14 protein-coding genes and 3 tRNA genes are annotated in these 14,608 nt (G+C 40.8%); 5 read left to right on the top strand and 12 right to left on the bottom strand.

Annotation, left to right across the window (positions count from 1 at the left end):
• Positions 1–294: 294 nt before the first annotated feature.
• The 9 genes from AB1A03_RS02670 to murB form a co-directional block, all read right to left on the bottom strand.
• On the bottom strand, positions 295–1,290 hold the full coding sequence (locus tag AB1A03_RS02670; RefSeq protein WP_354623031.1) for a transposase: 996 nt from the start codon (positions 1,288–1,290) through the stop codon (positions 295–297).
• A gap of 70 nt (positions 1,291–1,360) precedes the next feature.
• A complete protein-coding gene (locus tag AB1A03_RS02665; RefSeq protein WP_502945903.1) occupies positions 1,361–1,516 on the bottom strand; it encodes a hypothetical protein in 156 nt (51 codons plus the stop codon).
• A 70-nt stretch (positions 1,517–1,586) separates the two neighbouring features.
• A complete protein-coding gene (locus AB1A03_RS02660; protein WP_354623029.1) occupies positions 1,587–2,267 on the bottom strand; it encodes a hypothetical protein in 681 nt (226 codons plus the stop codon).
• Positions 2,267–2,686 (bottom strand): hypothetical protein, encoded by a 420-nt coding sequence (locus AB1A03_RS02655; protein WP_354623028.1) that lies wholly within the window; start codon positions 2,684–2,686, stop codon positions 2,267–2,269. Before AB1A03_RS02655 ends, AB1A03_RS02660 begins: the two co-directional genes overlap by 1 nt.
• Positions 2,687–2,756: 70 nt before the next feature.
• A tRNA-Gly gene (locus AB1A03_RS02650) sits at positions 2,757–2,831 on the bottom strand.
• Positions 2,832–2,910: 79 nt separating this feature from the next.
• Positions 2,911–2,994 (bottom strand) — tRNA-Tyr (locus AB1A03_RS02645).
• Positions 2,995–3,004: 10 nt separating this feature from the next.
• Positions 3,005–3,080 (bottom strand) — tRNA-Thr (locus AB1A03_RS02640).
• A 140-nt stretch (positions 3,081–3,220) separates the two neighbouring features.
• The gene (gene birA / locus AB1A03_RS02635; protein WP_354623027.1) at positions 3,221–4,189 is read right to left on the bottom strand and encodes a bifunctional biotin--[acetyl-CoA-carboxylase] ligase/biotin operon repressor BirA; all 969 of its coding nucleotides are present in this window, start codon (positions 4,187–4,189) and stop codon (positions 3,221–3,223) included.
• Positions 4,182–5,237: a UDP-N-acetylmuramate dehydrogenase gene (gene murB, locus AB1A03_RS02630; RefSeq protein ID WP_354623026.1), complete on the bottom strand. Its 1,056-nt coding sequence runs from the start codon at positions 5,235–5,237 to the stop codon at positions 4,182–4,184. The genes birA and murB overlap by 8 nt, the downstream gene beginning before the upstream one ends.
• 73 nt (positions 5,238–5,310) lie before the next feature.
• Here murB and AB1A03_RS02625 point away from each other — a divergent pair, with 73 nt between their 5' ends.
• Positions 5,311–5,733 (top strand): GNAT family N-acetyltransferase, encoded by a 423-nt coding sequence (locus AB1A03_RS02625; protein ID WP_354623025.1) that lies wholly within the window; start codon positions 5,311–5,313, stop codon positions 5,731–5,733.
• On the opposite strand, the gene msrB is transcribed toward AB1A03_RS02625, so the two are convergent.
• Positions 5,713–6,159: a peptide-methionine (R)-S-oxide reductase MsrB gene (msrB, locus tag AB1A03_RS02620; protein WP_502945902.1), complete on the bottom strand. Its 447-nt coding sequence runs from the start codon at positions 6,157–6,159 to the stop codon at positions 5,713–5,715. The genes AB1A03_RS02625 and msrB overlap by 21 nt on opposite strands.
• 357 nt (positions 6,160–6,516) lie before the next feature.
• On the opposite strand from msrB, the gene leuA reads away from it, so the two are divergent.
• Together leuA and AB1A03_RS02610 are read left to right on the top strand one after the other, a co-directional pair.
• Entirely contained in the window at positions 6,517–8,073 is a 1,557-nt protein-coding gene (gene leuA / locus AB1A03_RS02615; protein ID WP_354623024.1) for a 2-isopropylmalate synthase, read from the top strand.
• Between the two features lie 28 nt (positions 8,074–8,101).
• The gene (locus AB1A03_RS02610) at positions 8,102–8,731 is read left to right on the top strand and encodes an MBL fold metallo-hydrolase (RefSeq protein WP_354623022.1); all 630 of its coding nucleotides are present in this window, start codon (positions 8,102–8,104) and stop codon (positions 8,729–8,731) included.
• 33 nt (positions 8,732–8,764) lie between these two features.
• On the opposite strand, the gene AB1A03_RS02605 is transcribed toward AB1A03_RS02610, so the two are convergent.
• Positions 8,765–9,976 carry a DUF945 family protein gene (locus AB1A03_RS02605; RefSeq protein WP_354623021.1) on the bottom strand — a complete coding sequence of 404 codons (1,212 nt, stop codon included), beginning with the start codon at positions 9,974–9,976 and terminating at the stop codon, positions 8,765–8,767.
• 335 nt (positions 9,977–10,311) lie between these two features.
• Between AB1A03_RS02605 and nhaA the strand changes: the two genes are divergently transcribed.
• Together nhaA and cobO are read left to right on the top strand one after the other, a co-directional pair.
• The gene (gene nhaA, locus AB1A03_RS02600; RefSeq protein ID WP_354623020.1) at positions 10,312–11,610 is read left to right on the top strand and encodes a Na+/H+ antiporter NhaA; all 1,299 of its coding nucleotides are present in this window, start codon (positions 10,312–10,314) and stop codon (positions 11,608–11,610) included.
• 90 nt (positions 11,611–11,700) lie between these two features.
• Positions 11,701–12,294 carry a cob(I)yrinic acid a,c-diamide adenosyltransferase gene (gene cobO, locus AB1A03_RS02595; RefSeq protein WP_354623019.1) on the top strand — a complete coding sequence of 198 codons (594 nt, stop codon included), beginning with the start codon at positions 11,701–11,703 and terminating at the stop codon, positions 12,292–12,294.
• A 210-nt stretch (positions 12,295–12,504) separates the two neighbouring features.
• On the opposite strand, the gene prlC is transcribed toward cobO, so the two are convergent.
• Entirely contained in the window at positions 12,505–14,556 is a 2,052-nt protein-coding gene (prlC, locus tag AB1A03_RS02590) for an oligopeptidase A (RefSeq protein WP_354623018.1), read from the bottom strand.
• Between the last annotated feature and the right edge of the window lie 52 nt (positions 14,557–14,608).

Genomic DNA, 14,608 nt, shown 5'->3' with positions numbered 1-14,608 from the left:
ACTTAACCTCAGCCAGGAATGGCGGAAGTACAAAACCCTTTAATATCAAAATGTTAATATCTCACAGCGTACGGTGTAAGCAACTAGTAAACATCCAAATCACTCAACAAGAGAAGGAAAGAGCAAAACCACAAACTGTGCCCCAAGACTCAATCATTAAAAAACGGTATATAGCGACATAATTACTGAATAGTTCGTATTGATGATGGACTTGGTAAATTTTAGGAAGGTTATCCTCTTAGCTGCAGCTAATGAGGTAGATTTTGAAGTGCTTACTTGATTAAAGCAGAGCTGTTAATGCAAACATCGGCGCAGTGCATTTTTTTTGGCTATCCAACATTTGCCAGTATGGTCAGCAAATAAGGCCAACTCGTCTAATGAGCCTACTGCCCCCTGATAATTTTTACCGAAACCACTGGCAAGCTCAAGCCAAGCAGCATCTTCCAGCCCAAGAATATTAAGTAATCTCGGATGCTGTGCATAAATAGCACCACGCTTATCTGCGCGGAGAATTCGCCCCGTCCAGTCTAGCAGTTCAAGATAATCAATCAGGGAATAAGGTATTCCTTTGGGGCTTGCCTGATGCTCATCACCGACAAAACCGAAAAGCGGCTTTTTATCAACATTATTTTCATTCACGCCTCCATTACTGGCAACACCATGAATACGCTCATAACCTGATGTGTATTCTGACGCTTCCACGCTATCAGCCATTTTGGCACGCACTGGATTTAAATCCACATAAGCCATACACGCGAGCAAAGCTTCTTCATCTAATAGGGCTTGTGATTTAAAACGTCCTTCCCAGAATCTACCTTTACATTTATCCTCTTTATTGGCTTTACGCGCTATAAACTCATTCAAGCAACGCATAAACCAAGAGATATCAACTAATCGCATACGCCAGTTATTAATTATCTGCAAAGCAACGTCTTTTTCTGCCTGTGTCTTCAATTGCTGTTTTATCCACCTATCGACCAATAGTGGCGCTCGGTATAGCTGACACCAGCGCAGGCACACTTCATCATCGCTAAGAGCTTGATTCTCATCAATATCGGCATGTAAAACTAAATGATAATGATTGGACATAATCGCATAGGCGCAAATATTGATATTAAACACGTCCGTCAAAAAATGCATACGTTCCGCCAGCCATTGCCGGCGGTGACTGAAACTCTGCCCGGTAAGTTTATCTTCACCACACAAAAACGCGCGGCGAACGCAACGGGAAATACAGTGATAATAAGGGGTGTCGATAAGGGAAATTTGCGATTGGCGCGACTGGGTCATAACTACCTCCTAGCAATGCAAAATCGATGCATAACTAAAAGGTAGAGCACGCTTTTAAACAAGTCAAAGTTTATGGATGTCCATCCTTTTTCAGCCGACGGTGACTGAAACTCTGCCCAGTAAATTTATCTTCACCGCACAAAAATGCACGGCGAACACAGCGGGAAATACAGTGATAATAAGGGGTGTCGATAAGGGAAATTTGCGATTGGCGAGACTGGGTCATAACTACCTCCTAGCAATGCAAAATGCATGCATAACTAAAAGGTAGAGCTCGCTTTTAAACAAGTCAAAGTTTATGGATGTCCAGCCTCTTTCATTTGCCAGCCTCCTCTTTTGCTCATATACTTATCAAGCCATTTTGAAAATTTTATATCTTTTGTCTGACCACGAATATCCCACAAGATCGGCCGTAATTCTCTTCTATCAGGAATAATACGATTGATTGATGTAACGGCTACAGAACCAGCGCCATCTTGGTTTTCAATTGCTAGACGTATCAGAACATCTAAATAGCTTCTTTTACCCAAATCACCCAAAATATAAATAGAATCGTATCTAATATAGGTTGGTGTATTCATAAGTTGCTTAAACGCCAACTTTTCAAGCTCTTCATTTGTAAGATAGCCCCTCTGCTCTTCAGGGAGTTTAGCGATGGATGCTGCCAGCCTTGTTCTAAATAATCTATTTTCTGCTAATAAAGCGGAATTAGAATGCCACAGACGCTCAAGCAATTTAGCTTTTTGCTGTGAATCCCACTGTATTGTCGAAACTCCAATGCTGTTTTTAAACGCAAAATAAAGATTTTGACAGTCAGCATAATCTGGTGCATACCATTCGCCATAGTAACCCTCACAATCTCTCTTTTGATAATCATTCAGAAGATTATCAATATGCTTTATCACATCACTTTCACTCCCAATAGCAACAGGGAGTAAAAACAAACAAAAGACAAAAGTAATTAATTTTTTAAACATTAAAATTTCCAGGGCATAACTAACTCAATCGGGGAAGGCATTCCCAACTTCATCTGACCAAAATTGTAATTAATACGCACATTTTCGCCTGTTGTAGGTGAGCCAACGTTGTTTATTTTTAGATCATAGGAAATACATTGCGATGGCAATGTAGAACCATCAGAATATCTAGTCGTACGGCTAAAGGTATTTATTGTTCCTTCAACAGCTAACTCCTGTTGTTGCCATCGACTTAAATCAATCCCCTTAGCATCCCCTATAAGATCAACTCCAACCCCAAGTTTAGGGGTGCCTGCACCTTTCCCTTGATACAATCCTACCGTATCAAGTTCATTAAACATCGGCCCTGCAAATTCGCTTCGCCAGTTATCTATTGCAAAAACATCATTATATTGACGAACATTGTATTTAGCAAACACGCGGCTGGTAAAATCTTCTGAGTTTTTAGGTACATAGAGAACATCGGAAGTTCCATCTTCAAATAAAACTTGGAGCGGGCAGCGGGAATCGAACCCGCATCATCAGCTTGGAAGGCTGAGGTAATAGCCATTATACGATGCCCGCGTAAGATGCATCTTATAGCAAAAAACAATGCATCGGCATTGTTAGTTACTAAACTCACTGTGGCAAGTGAGAGAAAATATGGTGGAGGGGGACGGATTCGAACCATCGAAGCTTTCGCGGCAGATTTACAATCTGCTCCCTTTGGCCACTCGGGAACCCCTCCTAGACTTAAATGGTGCCGACTACCGGAATCGAACTGGTGACCTACTGATTACAAGTCAGTTGCTCTACCGACTGAGCTAAGTCGGCGCCGTCTAAGTGGTGCGAATAATAGAGAAATTGATTTCACCTTGCAAGTGTTTATTAAGAAAAAAAGCAATTTATTGTTTGATTGCTCAAAAACAAAACAAGTTGCTGTTTTTTTGTTTGCTTGATGGCTTTAGTGACACCTAATCCGCTAAACGTAATGATATTTCACCACCAATGAAAGGTTCAATTTCTCCATTATGCTCTAACAATAAGGCACCACTCGGGTTAATTCCTCGACAAATTCCCGTTTTTACCTGTTCACCAATAAGTAAATTGACACTTTTGTTTAAAAAACAATCTAACTCAAACCAACGTTTAATATAGGGCGTTAAGCCGCTTTGCTCATAATCACTCAATAGCTGCTGTAATTCATTGATCAGGGTAGCACTCAACTGATCTCTATCGATTGCTTGCGCACTTATGCTGGTTAAATCGATCCAAGGTTGATCAATCAGCTTGGCTTGCTCTGGAGGCATACGCACGTTAATGCCAATCCCAATTACACAGTGGCAAGCAGCGGTAGCCTGTGCCTTTAGCTCAATTAGGATGCCTGCTAATTTTTTGCCTTGATAATAGAGATCATTGGGCCATTTCAAACTAACGCCATGTATACCCATTTTCTCTAAGGCATTAACGGTTGCAATGCCCACCAGCAAACTGAGACCCGAAATTTTTTCGATTCCGGCATCAAAGCGCCAATATAGAGAGAAATAGAGATGCGATGCAAAGGGAGATACCCAAGTGCGTCCACGTCGGCCTCGTCCGGCAAGTTGATATTCACTGATGCACGTTTGTCCATTGTCGATCTTGTCAATACGATCTAACAGCCATTGATTCGTCGAGTCTAAAATCTGCTCGACATGCACATGATTCGTATTGCTAAGCTGCTTGATTTTTTGCTCATCTAACAATTCAATCGCCACGGCACTACGATAGCCCTTTCCTGTAACTTTATAAATATCTAAGCCAATCTCTTGTAGCGCCTTGATATAGTTATTTACGGATGTGCGGGAAACACCCAATAACGCACCGATTTTTTCTCCAGAATGAAACTCGCCATCGGCCAATAATTTTAGCAGTGCATTACCTTGCTCGTTAAGCTCAGACATGATTGAGTACCTGCTGTAGATTTGTCTCGCCCCGCTTACCAATAAAACGCACCTCATGCTGTAAACTAACATTGAATAAGTCTTCAACCTTTGCACGTACCAACTCCGCCAGCTGGATAACATCCTGCGCCGATGCGTTATCTTTATTAATAAGCACTAATGCTTGTAACTGATGAACGGCAGCCCCTCCTACCTGCGTTCCTTTCAAACCGGCCTGTTCAATCAACCACCCTGCAGCGAGTTTCACTTCTCCGTTTGCTTGTGGATAATGGGGCATGGCGGGATATATACTGAGTAAATGGTTGGCTTGCTGTTGAGTGACGACGGGGTTTTTAAAGAAACTGCCAGCATTACCTAGTAACTCAGGATCGGGTAATTTTTGATTGCGCGCATCGCAAACTGACTGAAAAATCTGCTTTGCAGTCACTGGAGTATTGGCATCTAAATCGTTTAAAACGCCATAACGGCTATGTGCATACCACGCTTTGTTTAATTTCATCGTGACTTGGGTGATCAACGCATTGTGCATTGCCGCGCTTTTAAAGATGCTATCACGATAAGCAAATAGACATTGCGCTGCTGACAATGTGATAAACTCACCAGAATCCAAATCAAGGTATTCAACAGACTCACAAAAATCTTTAAACTCCACGCCATAGGCACCAATATTTTGTACGGGTGCCGCACCGACCACGCCGGGAATGAGCGCTAAATTTTCCAGTCCATCGATCCCCTGCTCAATGCAGTTACTCACTAATTGATGCCAATTTTCACCGGCTGCGACTTGTAAGTAATAGGCATCTTCAGATTCACGAATCGCAATACCTTTTAATTCGACTTTAATGACTAAACCGTCAAAATCATCACAGAACAAAATATTACTACCCGCGCCTAAAATTAAAATGGGTTGGTTGCTTTGTTGTGCTGCTTTAACAAGCGATAATAACTCATTGACCTGTCCACTATTGTAAAAATGAAATAGCGTCTGCGTTTGCGCTTCAACAGCGAAGGTGTTAAAAGCCTTCAGAGAGGTATTGCGTTCAATCATAATGATGCCCTATATTTTTGATAGCAATAGTTTACCTGATTCATATGATGAAACAAAAAATAAAGGAGTTTCTGTGGATAGAAGCGAATTACAGTTTGTTATTGTGGATAAAATTAAATACCCTTGGGTTAACCTTTTTTATAAACAATTTTATAAAAAAGGGGTCGCCAGCAACAATGAGTCTGTGTTTGTTTTACAATTTAAAGAGATTATTTGTAGTGCCAAGGTCGTGCCGATTGATAGCTATTTATTATTAACCGGCGTAGTTTGTCATCACGATTATCAAAGACAAGGCTATGCAACACAATTACTTAAGCTCGTATTAGCATTACAAACGCAGCCCATTTACTGTTTTTCATACACCCATCTCACCCCTTTTTACAATAAGCTTGGTTTTACTCTTGTAACCAAAGAGAGATTGCCACAGCAAGTTCGTGATAAGTTTGCCATCTATAATAAGAAAAACAGGTTGCAATTATTGGTCAAAAATAACTAATAGATCTTGATACCCTTGCTCCTCCATTTCAGCGAATGGTATAAAACGTAAAGCGGCTGAGTTAATACAGTAACGTAATCCTGTCGGCGCGGGGCCATCATTAAAAACATGCCCTAAATGAGAATCTGCATGCAAACTACGCACTTCTGTGCGGGTAGAAAATAGTTTATTGTCGACTTTTTCAATTAAATGCGTTTTTGGCAATGGCTGACTAAAACTCGGCCAACCACAATGGGCATCGAATTTATCAAGGGAGCTAAATAATGGCTCGCCAGAAACAATATCGACATAAATTCCTTTTCCATGATGGTCCCAGTAACTATTGCGAAATGGTGGCTCTGTGCCCTCTTCTTGAGTAACCGAAAATTGCAATTCCGTTAACTGCTCGCGTAACGCTTCAGGCTGTGGCTTTTTATAATCCTTCATTAATCCCTCTTTTCAATTAGCAACAATTAATACTCGCAACCTTACTCAATAAACTGACGAGTAAGATGCCTAGCTACCATGTTATCAATTTGTATGAACAATGTAACCACCTAGCAATAAAGGCAACTATTGCTTGACGCATTTGTTAAAAAACGGTATTAATTTAAGCACAAATAAATATTTTGAGATTAATTGATGAAAACGATATTTTTACGCCTGCCAACGATACTGCTGATGCTCAATGCATGCGGGTGGCGGGAGTCTGAATAAGATCAATTAGAACTCCAAAACCCGTGCCTTGCGCGGGTTTTTTTATACCTACGTATAAATTTTACAGCTAAACAAGAGAGATTTCCTATGTCCAATCAAGTTCTTATTTTTGACACGACGTTGCGCGATGGCGAACAAGCATTAAGCGCGAGCCTTACCGTAAAAGAAAAACTACAAATTGCATTTGCTCTCGAACGTTTAGGTGTAGATATTATGGAAGTCGGTTTCCCGATCTCTTCACCTGGTGATTTTAAATCGGTACAAACCATTGCCAAAGAGATCAAAAATAGTCGCGTTTGTGCATTATCACGCGCACTTACTAAGGATATCGATGCAGCCGCACAAGCATTAAGCGTCGCTGAAGCATTCCGTATTCATACTTTTATTTCTACCTCAACGATACACGTAGAGAGCAAATTAAAACGGTCCTTTGATGATGTCCTAGAGATGGCCGTGAATGCAGTAAAGTATGCACGAAAATTTACCGATGATGTTGAGTTTTCCTGTGAAGATGCAGGGCGTACACCGATTGATAATTTATGCCGCATGGTGGAAGCGGCAATCAATGCTGGCGCAAAGACAGTGAATATTCCCGATACCGTTGGCTACACTATTCCTAGTGAGTTTGGCGGGATCATTGAAACCTTATTTAATCGCGTACCAAACATTGATAAAGCAGTTATCTCGGTCCATTGTCACGATGATTTAGGTCTCTCCGTTGCCAACTCGATTACCGCCGTAGAAAAAGGCGCTCGACAAATTGAATGTACAATGAATGGCATTGGCGAACGTGCAGGTAACTGTTCACTTGAAGAAGTGGCAATGATTTTAGCAACACGTAAAAGTAAACTCGGTTTAACGACCAATATTAAACCCATTGAAATTTCACGTACCAGCCAATTAGTCAGCCAATTATGTAATATGCCGATTCAAGCGAATAAAGCGATTGTAGGGGCGAATGCCTTTGCACACTCTTCAGGTATCCATCAAGATGGCGTCCTAAAATCTCAAAACACCTATGAGATCATCACCCCAGAGAGTGTTGGCTTGCTAACCAATAAATTAAATTTAACTTCACGCTCTGGGCGTCATGTCATTCAACATCGCATGCAGGCACTTGGATATCGAGATAGCGATTATGATTTAGAAGAGCTATATAATAGCTTTTTAGCGCTTGCCGATAAAAAAGGACAAGTATTTGACTACGACTTGGAAGCGTTACTCTTTTTCAGTAAGGTAAATATTGAGCCTGAATATTACAAATTAAACCATATTAGCGTCTTATCTGGCAGTGATGCAACGGCGACAGCCACCGTAAAAATGACCATTGGCGATCAAAAACAAGTTATCGAAGCGGCGACGGGCAATGGCCCAATCGATGCGGCTTACCAGTGTTTGATGCGCATTTCTGATTTAGATATTCACATGTTAGATTACCACATCAGCTCAAAGGGTGATGGTGAAGATGCGCTTGGGCAAGTGGATATTGTGGCAACTTATAATGGGCAGAAATTCCATGGTATCGGTTTATCGACGGATATTATTGAATCATCAGCGAAAGCCATGGTGCATGTGATGAATCATATTCATTTAGCGAAAGCTGTCGAAGATAAAAAACAACGTTTACAAACAGAGCAAGTTTAGAAGCTTGTGCTATTTAGAGTGATAAATTATGAAAATCATTGTGATCCCCGTTACCCCCTATGAACAAAACTGTAGTTTGGTGATTTGTGAAGAGACAAAGCAAGCTGCCATTGTTGACCCAGGAGGCGATCAACAACATATTTTGGATATTGTAGCCGCACAGGGCGTGACCGTAACCAAAGTCATCTTAACTCATGGTCATTTAGACCATGTTGGTGGCACACAAGCGGTTGCTAAATCGCTTAATATTCCAGTTATTGGCCCACAAAAGGAAGATGCCTTCTGGTTGGATCAATTAGAAGCACAAAGTCAGCGCTTCGGTTTTCCCAATACGGCTAGCTTCACTCCCGACCAATGGCTAGCAGAGAATGACCTCGTCGAAGTCGGTAATATCAAATTAAAAGTCCTGCACATACCCGGACATACACCCGGTCATATCGCCCTATTAGATCAACAAAGTGGACAGATCATTGTTGGTGATATCCTCTTTAACGGCGGTATTGGACGTTTTGATTTCCCACGTGGCAATCAATTCCAACTGATTACGGGCATCAAAGAAAAGTTACTCACACTGCCATCAGAAACCATTGTTTATCCAGGGCATGGTCCAACAACAACGATAGGAAAAGAGAAGGCGTTGAACCCTTTTTTACGCTAAAGCCATTAGCCGCCTAATGGCGGCCAATAACTGCTAGAGGGGAATATTATGGCCATTAACGGTTAATTCACCTAGCTGCAACTGCGTCTGAAAATGCAGTGATTGCCCCTCTTCTCGCAAGAAACCTGCCTGTAAAGCTGCTCGTAGCAGTGGCTTTAAGTCACTCTGTTGCAAGATCTTTTCGGGTAATTGTAGATTTATAGATCCCGTAACATAATCTAATAGCATAAAGGGATTACCTAGCACTTCCGTTAATACAGCCCCCTCTTGCAAGGTTAGATCTAAACCACCATCAATCGCTCCCCACGGGGTCTGCGAGGATAAGTCTGCGATTGTTAACTGCACCCCATAGGCAAATAGATCAGAAAGGGTTCGCGCAATGTCCTGCTCACTGACTCGGTCATGAGTTAAGCGCTCAAAGGCAGCAGCAGATAAACCTTTTACATTTATTTTTATACGGCTATCGGTAAATAAATGTGAATTATCTTGCCCTATTTGATAGCGTCCCATAGACAATTCATTGTCGCTATTTATATTTTCACCCTTGTCACTCAGATAACTCTTTCCTTGCCATTTAATCTCTTCAACACGAATCACTCGATGCGCCTGTTTAGCAGTCATCTTAGCGATTTCCACAAGGTATTCATATTCATCATCTTTCTCTAATAGGTTGAAATTAGAATGGAATTTAACTTCACTGAACGTAACACCTGTATCTTGACCGCGCGACTCCAGCCCCTCTAATATCACATCAACCGTGCCCGAATAATCGTCTAGGTTAAACTGATAATCAAGCTGTAATGGTTGGCTTAAAAACAGCTCGGAGGTACTCTCAAAACGTCCAGAAGGGACCATTAAGCGACCACTTAACTGTCCAAAAAGGTCAATTTCATCCTCTGACACCAACCAATCTTCACGACCAAAGTAACTAACCACTTTATTATTTAACAGTTCATCTTTAACCACTAGCTTGTTTTTTATCAACGCCTTATAGGGGTAGTGCTGAATACTGCTGAAAATATGAAATACAATATCTTGACCATCATCAAGGACCATTTTCACTTCACTTTCAGAGGTTGCCGTAAAAAAACCTCGATGGTAACGAATTAACTTACTTTCGCTGCCCGGTTGCTGCTTCAACGCAAACATTTTCACGGTTTCTCTTTCCGCGACAACGCCGACCCAGTAGATGCCCGTGAGAAGCAATAAAAAAATGGCAGCAATACCCAATATTAACTTTTTCATAGCATTTCCAAATGATGAGCTCAAAAAAACAACAAATATACCCAGTTCAATCTCTATTGCTATAACATATCTATACTTTAACGTTATGCCTAGCACACTGACACGCTTTTCTTGCTGACTTTGCATCTCAAAATTGCAAGAGTATAAAACACCAAAATGCATTACATAACTATAATACTTTACAAGGCAAAATAATATAACGACTTAAAATGTCACGATTTTGCTTCTTTTTTAAGAAAAAACCTTGTAGATTATAAATGAGAAGCAGTTCACGATTTTGTTTTTCTATCTATTATTTTACATAGAAAGAACATTTTTTATTTTTAGGAGCATCAATGAGTTCACATAAATGGCACTGGTTACATAGTCCAATAACTGGCGGTGTATTATTAGTTATCGCGGCCTCTATCGCTCTTTTTTGGGCGAATATAGCACCACAGAATTATCATCACTTTTGGCACAACACCCTATGGGAAGTATCAACGGGTTTCAGTGATAAAGTACACGCGATCAATCTGCATAAAATTGCCAATGAATTTTTAATGGCCATTTTCTTCTTTTTTATTGGCTTAGAGATCAAACGAGAATTATTAGATGGTGAGCTTTCTAGCTTTCAAAAAGCAGCGCTACCTTTATTTGCAGCAGTGGGCGGCGTACTTCTTCCTGCAGGCATCTACTACTTTTTCAACGCAGGTCTCCCTTCTGCTAATGGTTGGGGTGTACCAATGGCAACCGATATTGCTTTTGCACTGGGTGTATTAGCGATCGTTGGTAGTCGTGTCCCATTAACTTTAAAGCTGTTTTTATCTGCCCTTGCTATCGGGGATGATTTAATGGCGGTGTTAGTGATTGCCGCCTTTTACACCGAGCAAATATTCGTTAACGAATTACTCGTCGGTTTAGTCGGGATCATTATTTTAGGGATCGCAAATCGTATTGGTGTACGTAGCCCTATTTTCTACTACACAATCGGTTTGTCGATTGTATGGATAAGCTTTTTAGCCTCAGGTGTTCATGCAACAGTGGCAGGCGTGGCCGTCGCATTCACTATACCTTCTCGCCGAGAAATATCGATGGATAGCTATCTCTCGCAAACTAAAAAGTTATTACAAGATTTAGAAACTGAGCGCCATCATAAAGATGACACCTTATCTAAACATGCGATCCAATCCCTTAAAAAAATCAAGTTATTAAGTTTTCAAGCCGCGAATCCTTTACAACTTAAAGAGGAAGCCCTACATCCATTATCAACATTAATTATCGTGCCATTTTTTGCCTTAGGTAATGCAGGTGTTATCATCGATAGCAGCATGCTCGATCAGTTATCAAATCCAATTGTGCTCGGTATCGCAGCAGGTTTAATCGTTGGTAAGCCTTTAGGTATACTGATATTTACTAAATTATTGACGATACTCAATTGGGGACAACTGCCTAAAGGCGTAACCTGGACACATGTTATTGGTGCCGGATTCCTAGCGGGGATGGGCTTTACTATGTCGCTATTTATTACCGACCTTGCCTTTTCTGATCCTGAATCACAAATTATTGCCAAGGTTGCAGTACTAATCGCCTCTATTATTTCAGGCCTTATCGGCTACACTATTTTAATGCGTAGCAAACCAGCAAATAGTTAATCCTTTCCGAATTCATCAGCCTACTTAACATCGCCATTAGTTCATGGCTATGTTAAGTAGGCTTTTTATTATAAAAAGGTGTAGTTATAAATGAGTGATGATAAATATCTTAAAAAGATGCAAGCGGTAAAAGAGAAACAGGATCAGAAAATTGCGGCAGCCAACGAAGAGCGAGGCGTCACTATTTTACTGGCTGGGCCAGGTAAAGGCAAAAGCAGCTCGGCCTTTGGCATGTTAGCACGCTCTCTTGGTCATGGTCATAAAGTGGCCGTGGTACAATTTTTAAAGGGTGCAATGTCAACGGGTGAAGAGCTTTTTTTCAGCCAACAGAAAAATGTGGATTGGTACGCCATGGGTGATGGCTTTACCTGGGAGACACAAAACCAACAACAGGATATTGCCAGTGCCAAAAGAGCATGGCAAAAGGCGGAGCAGCTATTAGCTGATCCGCAATATCAACTGGTTATTCTCGATGAAATTACTTATATGTTTAAATATCGCTATCTCGATATTGAACCAACGCTATTGGCATTAAAAAATCGCCCTGAAAAAATGAATGTCATTTTAACTGGCCGTGGACCAACACCAGAATTAATCGCCGCAGTCGATACTTACAGTTTAATCTTAAATGAAAAACACGCATTTAAGGCGGGTGTAAAAGCACAGCCCGGTATTGAGTGGTAATACCAATTCTGATAAATAGCTGATCTATTTTACTGGTTAAAACAACTTACTGCTGCGTTGTAATTTTCGCAAAGGGAATAACCATTTACATCAAATTACGCCTTGAATTAAGCTGTTTTTCCTGCGCAAAATCTAAATCACATACTTACCGGAATTGGTATAAAAAGTAGAGCGGCTTGATCGATTAAACCATCAAGCCTTTACCCCTGTTTATTCTATTCCCGAGTGACGCAGCAATGCGTCTATATTCGGTTCACGCCCCATAAAGTGCTTGAATAATACCATCGGCTCTTCACTTCCTCCTTTTTCAAGAATAGCTTGCATGAACCCCTGTCCGGTTTGTTCATTAAAAATACCTAACTCTTCAAAACGTGAAAACGCATCGGCAGATAATACTTCAGCCCATTTATAACTATAATATCCTGCAGCATAACCACCGGCAAAAATATGGCTAAAGCTATGCTGAAAACGGTTAAACTTAGGCGGAATGATCACCGCTATTTTTTCACGAACATTGGCTAAAACTTGCTCTATTTGCCCCCCTTTTTCTGGGATATATTGATGGTGTAACACAAAATCAAAGAGCGAGAATTCCAATTGACGTAACATCATCAATGCGCTGTTGTAATTTTTACTGGCCAACATCTTCTCAAGCAGTGCTTTAGGAAGCGTTTCACCCGTTTCAACGTGACCTGAAATAAAGGCTAAAGCCTGTGGTTGCCAACACCAATTTTCTAAAAACTGACTAGGTAATTCAACCGCATCCCAAGGCACGCCGTTGATACCAGATACGCCCGCAGATTCAATTTTACTGAGCATGTGATGTAAACCATGACCAAATTCATGAAATAGCGTGATCACTTCGTTATGTGTAAATAGCGCCTCTTTACCACCAACGGGTTTATTAAAATTACAGGTTAAGTAAGCAACGGGTAGCTGTAGCTCGCCATTAACTAAACGACGGCGCACCCGGCAATCATTCATCCAAGCGCCACCACGTTTAAATTCACGAGCGTAGAGATCTAAATAAAAACTACCAAGGTGCACCTGTTGTTGATCATAGATATCAAAAAAGCGCACATCTTTATGCCAAATGTCTACATCAATGCGCTCTTTAATCGTTAAACCGAATAAACGTTTGACCACCTCAAAAAGACCTTCAAGCACCCTGTTTTCAGGAAAATAAGGTCGTAAAACTTCATCTGAAATTGAATATTTATGCTGCTTTAACAGCTCAGAGTAATAACTTAGGTCCCATGCCTGTAACTCTTCAATGCCATCCATTTGCTTTGCAAAAGCCAAGACTTGATCGCGTTCATTGAGTGCTTGAGGATATGATTTTTCAGCTAACTGAGTTAAGAAGTCAATAACCTGCTCTGGATTTTCAGCCATTTTTGTCGCTAGGCTATACTCACCGTAATCAGCAAAATCCAATAACAACGCAAGCTCATGACGCAATGCCAATAACTGTTCAATAATATCGCTGTTATCAAACTCACCAGCATTCGGACCTTGATCCGATGCGCGCGTAGAAAATGCTTGGTATACCTCTGCACGTAACTCGCGATTTTTTGCATAGGTCATAACAGGTAAGTAGCTTGGGAATTCCAGAGTCAGCAAATAACCCTCTTTGCCTTTTTCCTGTGCAGCTTGCTGTGCGGCTGCTAATGCGCTTTCGGGCAATCCAGCTAACATATCTACATCGGTAATTAATTTGCTCCAAGCTAAGGTCGCATCCATTACGTTGTTACTAAATTGTGACTGTAACTGCGCCAACTGCTGCTTAATCTCACCATAACGCTGTTTTTTATCATCACTGAGTGCAATACCTGCCAATTTAAAATCACGCAGCGCATCCTTAATGACTTTTTGCTGTTCAGTTTTTAATTGAATAAATTCGTCGCTATTAGCAATACTTAAGTACGCTTGATACAACCCTTGATGCTGGCCAACATAGGTGCCATATTCAGCAAACAAAGGGAGACATGCATCGTGTTGTTTACGTAATGCATCATTGCTTACTACGGCATTCATATGTGAAATAGGTGACCAGAATTTTGATAAATTATCATCTGCCTCATCAAGCACATTGACAAAGTTATCCCACGTATAGTGAGTAAGTGTGCGCAATTTCTCTTCTATTAATGCTTTATTGTCGGCAATTGCCTTTTGCAGCGCAGGGACTATCTCCTCTACGTTAATTTGTGTGAATAGCGGTAAATCAGATGTTCTAGTCATGGATGATATTTCTGCTTGAGTCATAGTCTTCTCTAATTTAAAAAGTTGATTAATGTCTGATATATGGGCGATAAGA

The sequence above is a fragment of the Psychromonas sp. MME2 genome (assembly GCF_040566515.1).
Lineage (GTDB): Bacteria > Pseudomonadota > Gammaproteobacteria > Enterobacterales > Psychromonadaceae > Psychromonas.
The sequence above is the reverse complement of the archived record's forward strand: the minus strand, read 5'-3'. Positions and strand labels throughout refer to the sequence as shown.